The organism is Streptosporangium sp. NPDC023825, from assembly GCF_040639575.1.
GTDB lineage: Bacteria > Actinomycetota > Actinomycetes > Streptosporangiales > Streptosporangiaceae > Streptosporangium.
Window position 1 is genome coordinate 138,480 of record NZ_JBFAAE010000017.1, and the last position, 10,065, is coordinate 148,544.

Below are 10,065 nucleotides of genomic sequence, written 5' to 3' on the forward strand. Positions count from 1 at the left end.
CCCCGATCACGACCGCCCCGCCAGGGGCAGCTCGGCACGGACGGCGAACCCGCCCTGCGGACGCGAGCCCGCGGTGAGCGACCCTCCGGCGGCGACGGCGCGCTCGCGCATCCCGATCAACCCCATTCCGTATCTCGTGACCTCCGCGGCGGACTCCCCGTCGTCCTCGACGCGCAGCACGATCGTTCCCGGCCGGTACTCGGTCGTCAGCGTGATCGACGCGGGCCCGGCGTGCCGGAGCACGTTGGTGAACGCCTCCTGCGCGATGCGGTAGGCCGCCCGGTCGACGTCCGGGGGCAGGTCCAGGCGCTCTCCGACGACGAGGACCCTGACCGGCAGCCCCACCGCCTCCGCCCTGGCGACCAGCCGGGGCAGAGCGGCCAGGCCCGCCTCGGGGCCGTCGGGATCGGCCTGCCTCAGCACGCCCAGCGTGGCGCGGAGCTCCCGCATCGCCTCCCGCCCCGACTCCTTGATCACGGCCAGTGCCTCGCGGGACCGCGCGGGGTCATGGTCGAGCAGGTGCATGGCGACGGAGGTCTGGACGTTGATGACCGAGATGCTGTGGGTGAGGGTGTCGTGCAGCTCCTGGGCGATCCACAGACGCTCCTCGTCGGCCCGGCGCAGCGCCGCCTCCTCGCGGGTGCGCTCGGCCTCGATCGCCCGCCCCTCGACCTCGTTCAGGTACGCGCGGCGGTTCCTGGCCGTCTCACCGAGGACCACCATCGCCACCAGCCAGCCGCTGAGCAGGGTGAAACCGCCGTCGGGGGCGGGGTCGACGTCGGACAGCGCGATGGGGCCGTAGATCCCCACGGCCATCGCGACCGCCAGCCAGACCGCGGGACGACGCCGCCCGAGCACCGCCGCCGTGTAGATCGACACCAGGGCGGGCGCGGCGGCGAAGATCCCCGGGTACCGCCAGGCGTGGTAGGCGACGACGCAGGCCACGGTGATCGTGCCCACCGGCAGCGGCGCGCTCCGCCGGAATGCCAGCGCCAGCGACGACACCGTGATCAGCGCCAGGCCGAGCGTGTCCAGCGGGCGTTCGGGGAAACCCGAGCTGGACAGCCCGCCGTAGGTGCCCCCGACGATCCCCGCCAGCACCCCGGCCGCGACCAGCGCGTCGGTTCTCCGGGTCCTCACCCCTGACACGGTAGGTCACCGTGCCCACTGTGCCGACCCTCGGAAGGAGGAGGCCGCCCGTACATCCCCGGCCGTACGCGGGCCTCGGCCGGGCCGCGGGTACCACTCACGGCGTACGCCCCCCGGCGCGTGACGGCCCCGGCGGCCCTCCTGCCCCGCGGCGGCACCACCGGTGCGCCTCGCGGCGTACGGCCCTGCCGAACGCCGCCGGCACCACGTGCGAGAGGCCCACCGAACGCATCCGGCGGGCCTCTCGCGCGTGTCACGTCTTCACGGTGTGCCGCGCCTCACGACGTACCGCGATCCTCGCGGCGTGGCGCGTCTTTCGCCCGCGTTACGGAACGACCGTGATGTGGTTGGGCACCGGGGGCGTGATGGACGGGTTCGCCGCGAAGTGGGCGGCGAAGGCGTCGATGTCCAGCGGGCCGCTCCACAGGTCCGTGCCGTCCCTGAAGGCGAGGAACGCGTCACCGCCGCCGACCAGGAAGTTGTTGGCCGCGACCCTGATCGTCTGCGTGTCCGTCACGGCGACACCGTCGATCTTCATGTCGGAGACCTTCGACCCCCACGGCGCGCTCGCGCTGTAGGTGTAGGTGAAGTTCGACGACGGCTGCAGGATCTTGGTGAACGCCTGGGCGTTGGGACCGCCGACGAACTGCTGCTCGAGAACGGTCTTGAGCTGCGCCCCGGTGAGCGTGACCACCTGCATGAGGTTGTTGAACGGCTGGACCGTGAACGCCTCTCCGTACGTCACCACACCGTCTCCCTCACCGGCGGGCGAGCCCGCGTAGGTGAGGCTCGTCCGCACGCCGCCCGGGTTCATCAGGGCGATCTGGGCGTTGCCGCCGGTCCTGGTCGCGGCGAGCTGGCCGTCGGCGATGAGGTTGCCCAGGGGGGACTCCCCGGAGGCCACGGCGGTGTTGGTGATGTCCGCGGTGATCCGGCCGATCGGCTGGTTGGCCACCGTCGCGACGCGGTCCTTCCACGTCTGGACGAACGTGGCGATCTCCGGGTCGGGGGTGACGGTCCTGGTCACGACCTGGTTGTCGGCCACGACCGAGGAGCGCACGACGTCACGGGTCCTGACGTCCACCTGGAAGTCGACCTTGGTGATGACCCGGCCGAAGGAGCCGCCCTGGCTGTAGAGGCGGGTGCCGCCCTTGGGGTCGGCCACCTGGCACAGATACGCCTGGTGGGAGTGCCCGCTGAGGATCATGTCGATCTCGGCGTCGACCTGGGTGGCGATCCGGTTGCCCGCGCCCGGCTGGGCGGCGCACGCGTCGGGCGACTGGCCCGCGGTGACCTGGTCGCCCTCGTGCACGAGCACGACCTGGGCCTTGACGCCGACGATCTTGAGGAGCTTGGACGCGACGTTCGCGGCCTTCACCTCGTCGACGAACTCGAGGTCCTTGACGCCCTCGGAGGTGACGATGTTCGGGGTGGTCTGGGTGACCAGGCCGATGAAGCCGATCGGCACGCCGTTCATCCAGCGGATCGCGACCGGGGGCAGCGCGGGGATGCCGTAGTCCTTGAGGAGGTTGCGCAGCGAGCTGCGGTTCGTCCCGCCCAGGGCCTCCAGCGCCTGCTTCTCCGCGTCCCGCTCCGGCCGCTTGAAGATGACGTTCGCGCCGAGGTAGCTGTACTTCGCGCCCTTCCACGTGCCGGCGGGCGAGCAGCCGTCCACCGGGTGGCAGCCGCCGTTCATGATCCGCTTGAGCTCGGCGTACCCCTCGTCGAACTCGTGGTTGCCCACGGCGGAGGCGGTGACGCCGACCTTGCCGAGGAACTCCACCGAGGGCTCGTCGTGGTAGGCCGCGGAGATCAGGGGGGTGGCGCCGATCAGGTCGCCCTGGGCGACCTTCAGCGTGTTCTTGTCGGAGAGCTGCTTGAGGTGGGTGGCGGCGAACGCGGCGCCACCCGCGTCGACGGTGGCGCCGGTCTCGTCGACCATGCGGCCGGACGAGCCGGTCGGCGGCTCGAGGTGGCCGTGGAAGTCGTTGAGGGAGAGCAGGCGGACCGGCACCGTCTTGGCGGGCTTGGCGGCGGGCTTGGCGGACCTGTCGCCCGCCTGCGCCGGTCCCATCGCGAGCACGAGACCGGCCCCGGCGAGCACGCCCGCCATGGCCAGCCGCTGGAAGGAACGAGACATCATGAACCACGACACTAAGGGGACTGTCTGTGCAAGGAATGACCGAGAGGTAACGATTCACCCGGCGGGTGCATGGCGCCTTTTGCCAGTCCCCCGGTGGGCTCGGGAAACATGTGCCCGCTTAGAGTCCACACCATGAACGCGCGCGTGGAGTACCGGGGGTCGCTCGGTGAGCAAGAGGTGTCCGACGTCCTCGCGGTGGTGGAGGCGGCCACGGAGGCCGACGGGGTCAGGCCGCTCAACGAACATGTGATGCTGCACCTGCGCTACGGCGGCGACGAACGGGCCGGAGCCGTGCTGCTGTACGCCGGGGACGACCTCGCGGGCTACGCCCACGTCGACCCGACCGACCCCGTCGAGGGACCCAGCGGGGAGCTGGTCGTCCACCCGGCGTTCCGCCGGAGGGGATACGGGCGGCGACTGCTGGAGGCGGTGCTCGACCGCACCGGCGGGCACCTGCGCCTGTGGGCGCACGGCGGGCATCCGGCCGCCGAGGCCCTCGCCCGGTCGGCGGGGTTCGACAAGGTCAGGTCCCTGTGGCGCATGCGCCGCTCCCTGTCCGCCGACATCCCCGGCTTCGAGCTTCCCGAGGGGGTACGGCTGCGCACGTTCGAGCCCGGCACCTCCGACCGGGAGGCGTGGGTGGCGCTCAACGCCAAGGCCTTCGCCCGGCATCCCGAGCAGGGGACGTGGACGATCGAGGACCTGGAACGGCGCGAGCGGGAGCCCTGGTTCGACCCGGCCGGATTCTTCCTCGCCGTACGACCGGGCGGTCCCGGGGACGGCGACCGGCTGGTGGGCTTCCACTGGACCAAGGTCCACGGTGACGGCGACCACGCGCACGACCCCCTCGGCGAGGTGTACGTCGTCGGCGTCGACCCCGCCGAGCAGGGCGGCGGCCTGGGCAGGTCGCTCACCCTCGCGGGCCTGACGTACCTGCGGTCGCGGGGCCTGAGCCAGGTGATGCTGTACGTGGACGAGGACAACCCCGCGGCGCTCCGCCTGTACGAGAGGCTGGGCTTCACCCGGTGGGACGTCGACGTGATGTACCGGAAGTAGGGATGTCCCCCGCGTGACGTACCGGGCGCCCTCGGCCTGACGTCCCGGATGCCCTCGGCCTGACGTCCCGGATGCCCTCGGCCTGACGTACCGGGTACAGGGACGCACCCTGGAAGCAAACCGCGCCGGGCCGGGTTCACCCCCGGCCCGGCGCGGTCACCCGAGGACTACTCGACCATCCAGTGGAGCGCGAAGTAGGACAGCGCGGCGACGAACGCGGCGGCCGGGATCGTGAGGACCCAGGCGGTCACGATGTTGCCCGCGACGCCCCAGCGCACGGCCGACAGGCGCTTGGTGGCGCCGACTCCCATGATCGCGCTGGTGATCGTGTGGGTGGTGGAGATGGGGGCGCCGAAGCCGATGGCCGCGGTGTAGAGCACGGTCGCCGCGGCCGTCTCCGCGGCAAATCCCTGCGGAGGGTCGAGCGCGATGATCCGGCGCCCGAGCGTCCGCATGATCCGCCAGCCGCCCGCGTACGTGCCGAGCGAGATGGCCGTGGCGGCGGAGAGGATGACCCACTGGGGGATCGGGTCGCCGTCGTTCTGGTAGCCGCCGACCACGAGGGCCAGGAAGATGACCCCCATGGTCTTCTGCGCGTCCTGGAGGCCGTGGCCCAGCGCCATCGCCGCCGCGGACACGGTCTGCGCGAGGCGGAAGCCCCGGTTGGTCTTCGAGGGCTGGGAGCGCCGGAACCCCCACAGGATTCCGATCATGATCAGCCCGGCGAGGCTGAAGCCGATCAGCGGAGACAGGATCATCGGGATGACGACCTTGTCCAGCACCCCGTCCCAGTGGACGGTGCTCGCCGAGGCGAGCGCGGAGCCGACCAGGCCGCCGATCAGCGCGTGACTGCTCGAGGAGGGAAGGCCGAAGTACCACGTGACGAGGTTCCAGGTGATCGCGCCGACCAGGCCCGAGCCGACGATGACGAGGCCGTGGCTTCCCTGCGGGGCGTCGATGATGCCCTTGCCGACGGTCGCCGCCACCTGCGTACCGAGATGCGCACCCAGGAAGTTCATGGCCGCGGCCATGAACAGCGCGGCCCTCGGCGTCAGCGCGCGCGTCGAGACGGAGGTCGCGATCGCGTTCGCGGCGTCGTGGAAGCCGTTGGTGTAGTCGAACACCAGCGCCACGACCACCACGCCGATGACGAGTGCGAGCGTGAGATCCACTTAGCTTTCCTTGACCGCGATCGACTCGATCGTGTTGGCCACGTGCTCGAAGGCGTCGGCGGCCATCTCGAGCTGATCGATGACCTCCTTCATCTTGAGGACGGTCAACGCGTCGTACTCCCCGCCGAAGAGCTTGGCGAGAAGGCGGCGGTAGACCTGGTCGGCCTGGTTCTCCAGCCGGTTGATCTCGATCCAGTACTCGTTGAGGTTCTTCATCGAGCGCAGCCGGGGCATGGCCTCGGCGGTGAGCTCGGCGGCGCGCTCCAGGACCTCGACCTGCCGGACGACCTCCTTGGGGAGGTGGTCGATCTGGTACAGGACGATCAGGTCGGCCGCCGCCTCCATGTAGTCCATGACGTCGTCGAGGTTCGAGGCGAGGCGGTAGATGTCCTCGCGGTCGAAGGGGGTGATGAAGCTCTCGTTGAGCCGATTCATGATCGCGTGAGTGCGCTCGTCGCCGGCGTGCTCACATGCGCGCATCTTCTCGGCCAGGGCTTCCCGGTCCGATCCGTCACTGATGATCTCTACCAGCAGACGGGACGCTGTGACGAGGTTGTTCGCCGAGTCGGCGAACAAGTCGTAGTAGCTGTCCTCACTAGGTGTGAGACGCAGGCGCACGTCGTTCTCCAGATGTGCGGGGATGGTCCGCAGAGAAGGGTACGGGTTACCAGCGGAAATGCGAACTTCACCTGCCAGACACGCACTCTTCGTGATGTCGTTACCCGGCGGGTACCCGGCGACACACGGCTTGAGGCAGTCTTGCGAGCATCTTTCCGGTGACCGTTTTTGCTAGTTTTCGGCCACATTATGCCGAAGGCAGGTCACGTATGGGACTCTCTCCCCCGGATCGCCGTCCGGCGCGTCGCCCGCACTCCTCCCCGAAGCCCCCGCTTCCACGACGTTTCCCCGAGATCCACCGTGGTCGGACAGACCGGCGGCCTTCGCGAACATTCAGGGTGATTTCCATCACGGCCTCTCACTAAACCGCGTTCGGGCCCCTCACCAGGGTCCACGCCCTCCCCCGCCGAGGATCATGGAAATCAGATGGGGGTCCGGTGGAAGTTGAGGTACGAACGGCTCGGCGTCGGCCCCCGCTGCCCCTGGTAGCGCGATCCGTACTTCTCCGAACCGTAGGGATACTCCGCCGGGGAGCTGAGCCTGAACATGCAGAGCTGACCGATCTTCATACCGGGCCAGAGCTTGATCGGCAGCGTCGCGACGTTGGAGAGCTCCAGCGTGACGTGCCCGCTGAACCCGGGGTCGATGAACCCGGCCGTCGAGTGCGTCAGCAACCCGAGCCTGCCCAGCGAGCTCTTGCCCTCCAGCCGCGAGGCGATGTCGTCCGGCAGCGTGACGACCTCGTACGTGCTCGCCAGCACGAACTCCCCCGGATGCAGGATGAACGGCTCGCCCTTGTCCGGCTCGACCATCCGCGTCAGATCGGGCTGCTCGACCGCCGGATCGATGTGGGGGTACCGGTGGTTCTCGAAGACTCTGAAGTAGCGGTCCAGGCGTACATCAACGCTGGACGGCTGGATCATCTCCGGCTGGAAGGGGTCGATCCTGACCCTTCCGGCCTCGATCTGAGCGGCGATGTCACGATCGGAAAGCAGCACGTGTGGAACCTACCAACGGCGGAGCTTCGAAGCTCGCCCCCGGGAGAGGAACCTGGCAACGGCGGAGCCGTGAAACCCGCCTTCGGAGGGAACGTATGAATCTTGCTCCCGGGAGGGACGAGAGTCGCCCAACTTTCCGCTAGAGTGGTGACTCGCGGCACGCCGCACGCGGGTGTAGTTCAATGGCAGAACATCAGCTTCCCAAGCTGACAGCGCGGGTTCGATTCCCGTCACCCGCTCCACATACAAAGGCCCAGGTCAGGATGCAAATGCCGGACCGGGCCTTCGTTGTTTCCGAAGTGCTTTCGATCTTCCGTGCCCGTTACGTGCCCGATGCCGGTGGATCTTCTTTCTTGAGAGCGGCTTCGGCGAGCTTCCCCATGCCGTCGGCGATCATCTGATCCCGCCCGTTCTCGGTGTGCAGATAGATCAGCGCGGCCCGCGTGGTCGAGTGCCCCATCCGGTTCATCAGCTCCCGCAACGTCGCACCCGACTGCGAGGCGAACATGTTGCCCGTATGGCGAAGGTCGTGGAAGTGGACGCCGGAGAGGTTCGCCCCCTTCAGAGCCCTGGCCCAGATCCGACTGAAGGCCGGCCGCCGCAGCATCGCGCCCTTCGCGCCGAGGAAGACGAACGCCTCGTCATGCTCGTCGGTGTACGTGTCGAGGTGCGCGCGAAGCTCCGAGACCACCACCTCAGGGAGAGCGACCGTGCGCGTACCGGCCACGGACTTGGGCAGGCCGACGGTTACCGATCCGTCCTTGAGTTCGGTGGTGGAGGCCACGACCCGAACCGTCCGGGCATCAAGCGGCGGCGCGCCGCGCCGCCGTACCCGGACCCTCTGCCGCCCGCCGCCCGGTCGCGCTTTGCTCGCGAGCCAGCCGGTCCATCTGCAACCAGTTGGCCGGCGTGCCCGCATTGATCCCCAGGTCTTTCGCGACCGAGGCGATCGATTTCCCGGTCTCGCGCACGATACGCACCGCACCCGCCCGAAACTCCGGATCGAAACTCCGTCTGGTCTCTCCCATGACCCGACCCCCCTTAGGTCAGTCCTCCACGGTACGAGGGGAGGGCCAGTACAGCTATTGCTTCCGGAAGGGCGGTGACCCTGACCGACTGCAGGCCGACGTCGAAGATCTCGGCCTGCCTGTCGACGACGAGGAGCCGCAATTCGCCGGCGACCCCGTCTCCAGCGCTCTCGCCCTTGCCGAACGAGCCACCGGTGTCCACCTATCCCGTGCCCGGTACGCCGGTCGCGCTCCAATAGGATCAACTGATCATCTCGACCCTTATCGATGAGGAAACCCCACCTCACGAAGATCCGGAACATGCACGGAATGGTCTCGGCTGGCCTTGACCGGCGGACCGCAAGAGCTCAGGTCACTACACCACACGACTCATGAAACGCCCTTCACTTTTAATCCGCGGTTTTGGGATGGTCACCTTCCCTCTGCCAGCCGCTGCCGAGCCGACTTCCATGGCCGCATCTCACCGTCATCGTCGGTGTCTTCCTCGTACCAGCCCGTTCCCGAGAGCCAGGTCTCCAGCCAACCGGTCAGGCTCTCCGAGTCGACGTACCAGCTATCGTGCCAGTCGCCGCTGGCCCCGTTCGGATCGAAGAGCAGTACGACACCCTGGGGACTACGGCAGTCCACGGCGGCGTACATGCCGCACCCCCAGTCCAGGATAGGCAGCACGTCCGCCGGCCAGTAGGCGCCACCGTCGGAATCCAGGCTCCCCCGTTCCTCACGGTAGTCGTTCACGGCGGTACGTCCTTCTCCCACGAGCGGGAGAAGCTGGTAGTCGGGGCCGAAGCCGCCGTTGGCCACCTCGCGATAAAGCCGCGTGAGCACAGGAGGGAGCCGGAGACCCAGGGCGCGTTCCGCCTGTGCCACCTCCTCCGCCGTCGCGGGGGGCGGCAGGTGCTCCGTGGTCGCGCTCGCCTTCGCGGACACTTGCCGCAGGAGATCATCGGTGTCTGTCATGACGGTGATCCTGCCATCCGCCCATGACAAACCTTCATTGACGGACAGCCGTCATGGGTTGCATCCTCGGTCGCGATACAGGGGCGTTCAGAGCCGTTCAGGACGGACCGCACACGTCTGCTGACCTGTATTGAATTGTTCGGAACAGCCCGAAGCCGATCTTTTAATCCGCGGGTTTTGAGTTCGAGCTGTGTTGCAGCGCGGGTAGATTCCGGGCAGCGGAATATGGTGCCGGCCTCCAGACTGGCTGTCGGACGTGGCCTCGTGGACGGATCAGCCAACGACGCCACTCATGAACGGCCCTTTGACGATCTCCGAGGTCAACAGCACGCCGGTCAACCAGGCTGCGAGGAGAAGTGCTCCGGACGCGGACGACGGTGCCTGAGCACCGGTTCCGGGTGCGTCGTCGGGATCAAGGCCCGCCTGCCTCATCAGGTCGTTGAGCCGATCGGGATCACTCCCATGGCGCCATCGAGGAATCTTGGGATTGAAGTACGTGACCAACTCCCCGTCCACCGCGTAGACGAAGTCGTCGGATGCGTAGTCGTGCCGCAGCACCGCCACGGCCACGGTCCCGGCCGAAAGAGCCTGTACCTTGTCGGCTTCCGTGCACGTCCACCCGCTCTCCTCAATGAGCACCGTCCACTCGCCCACTCGCCCCGCAAGCACCGTCTCAGGAAAGAGGCCATCGTCTATCAACTCGTCATAGGTCAGTGAGGTGATCTCAGCAGGAGTTCGCTATGTAGCAGTGCTCGAAATGGATCGGTACGAGTGCCGCCTTGACGAATTCTCTTATTCTGGTCGGACTGACAGTGACATTTCGTAGACAGCGCCAGCATCCGGTCAAGCAGTTCAGAGTCTCCTTAAGGGCCTTCGCTCACAGTGTGAAAGCGGGCCACTGGTCCGTGTTGACGTTGTTTTCCGCGCCGTTGCTATCGCAACGC

Annotated in this window: 11 protein-coding genes and 1 tRNA gene; 3 read left to right on the top strand and 9 right to left on the bottom strand. The window is 68.0% G+C overall.

Features of this window, described 5'->3' with window-relative positions:
* Positions 1–6 precede the first annotated feature (6 nt).
* Together AB0G15_RS17825 and AB0G15_RS17830 are read right to left on the bottom strand one after the other, a co-directional pair.
* The gene (locus AB0G15_RS17825) at positions 7–1,140 is read right to left on the bottom strand and encodes a sensor histidine kinase (protein ID WP_362840603.1); all 1,134 of its coding nucleotides are present in this window, start codon (positions 1,138–1,140) and stop codon (positions 7–9) included.
* A 334-nt stretch (positions 1,141–1,474) separates the two neighbouring features.
* Complete coding sequence (locus AB0G15_RS17830) at positions 1,475–3,292, bottom strand: bifunctional metallophosphatase/5'-nucleotidase (protein ID WP_362840606.1); 1,818 nt, start codon at positions 3,290–3,292, stop codon at positions 1,475–1,477.
* Between the two features lie 132 nt (positions 3,293–3,424).
* On the opposite strand from AB0G15_RS17830, the gene mshD reads away from it, so the two are divergent.
* Entirely contained in the window at positions 3,425–4,348 is a 924-nt protein-coding gene (mshD, locus tag AB0G15_RS17835) for a mycothiol synthase (RefSeq protein WP_362840609.1), read from the top strand.
* A 167-nt stretch (positions 4,349–4,515) separates the two neighbouring features.
* Here the strand turns inward: mshD and AB0G15_RS17840 are convergent, their stop codons facing one another.
* From AB0G15_RS17840 to dcd, 3 genes are all read right to left on the bottom strand, one after another.
* Complete coding sequence (locus AB0G15_RS17840; protein WP_362840612.1) at positions 4,516–5,520, bottom strand: inorganic phosphate transporter; 1,005 nt, start codon at positions 5,518–5,520, stop codon at positions 4,516–4,518.
* The gene (locus AB0G15_RS17845) at positions 5,521–6,138 is read right to left on the bottom strand and encodes a DUF47 family protein (protein WP_030924556.1); all 618 of its coding nucleotides are present in this window, start codon (positions 6,136–6,138) and stop codon (positions 5,521–5,523) included. It abuts the gene before it with no gap.
* 422 nt (positions 6,139–6,560) lie between these two features.
* Positions 6,561–7,136, bottom strand: a complete 576-nt coding sequence (dcd, locus tag AB0G15_RS17850) for a dCTP deaminase (RefSeq protein WP_362840615.1) — start codon at positions 7,134–7,136, stop codon at positions 6,561–6,563.
* Positions 7,137–7,304: 168 nt separating this feature from the next.
* Between dcd and AB0G15_RS17855 the strand changes: the two genes are divergently transcribed.
* Positions 7,305–7,378, top strand: a tRNA-Gly gene (locus tag AB0G15_RS17855).
* An 80-nt stretch (positions 7,379–7,458) separates the two neighbouring features.
* On the opposite strand, the gene AB0G15_RS17860 is transcribed toward AB0G15_RS17855, so the two are convergent.
* The gene (locus AB0G15_RS17860) at positions 7,459–7,920 is read right to left on the bottom strand and encodes a tyrosine-type recombinase/integrase (RefSeq protein ID WP_362840618.1); all 462 of its coding nucleotides are present in this window, start codon (positions 7,918–7,920) and stop codon (positions 7,459–7,461) included.
* A 19-nt stretch (positions 7,921–7,939) separates the two neighbouring features.
* On the bottom strand, positions 7,940–8,164 hold the full coding sequence (locus AB0G15_RS17865; protein WP_362840621.1) for a transposase: 225 nt from the start codon (positions 8,162–8,164) through the stop codon (positions 7,940–7,942).
* Here AB0G15_RS17865 and AB0G15_RS17870 point away from each other — a divergent pair.
* Entirely contained in the window at positions 8,163–8,435 is a 273-nt protein-coding gene (locus tag AB0G15_RS17870; protein ID WP_362840624.1) for a DUF6461 domain-containing protein, read from the top strand. The two genes, AB0G15_RS17865 and AB0G15_RS17870, sit on opposite strands and share 2 nt — an antisense overlap.
* A gap of 140 nt (positions 8,436–8,575) precedes the next feature.
* Here AB0G15_RS17870 and AB0G15_RS17875 read toward each other — a convergent pair whose 3' ends face one another.
* Both AB0G15_RS17875 and AB0G15_RS17880 read right to left on the bottom strand, forming a co-directional pair.
* The gene (locus tag AB0G15_RS17875) at positions 8,576–9,121 is read right to left on the bottom strand and encodes an SMI1/KNR4 family protein (protein ID WP_362840627.1); all 546 of its coding nucleotides are present in this window, start codon (positions 9,119–9,121) and stop codon (positions 8,576–8,578) included.
* Positions 9,122–9,394: 273 nt separating this feature from the next.
* Positions 9,395–9,775, bottom strand: coding sequence for a DUF6461 domain-containing protein (locus AB0G15_RS17880; protein WP_362840630.1), 381 nt, complete (start codon positions 9,773–9,775; stop codon positions 9,395–9,397).
* Positions 9,776–10,065: the final 290 nt, after the last annotated feature.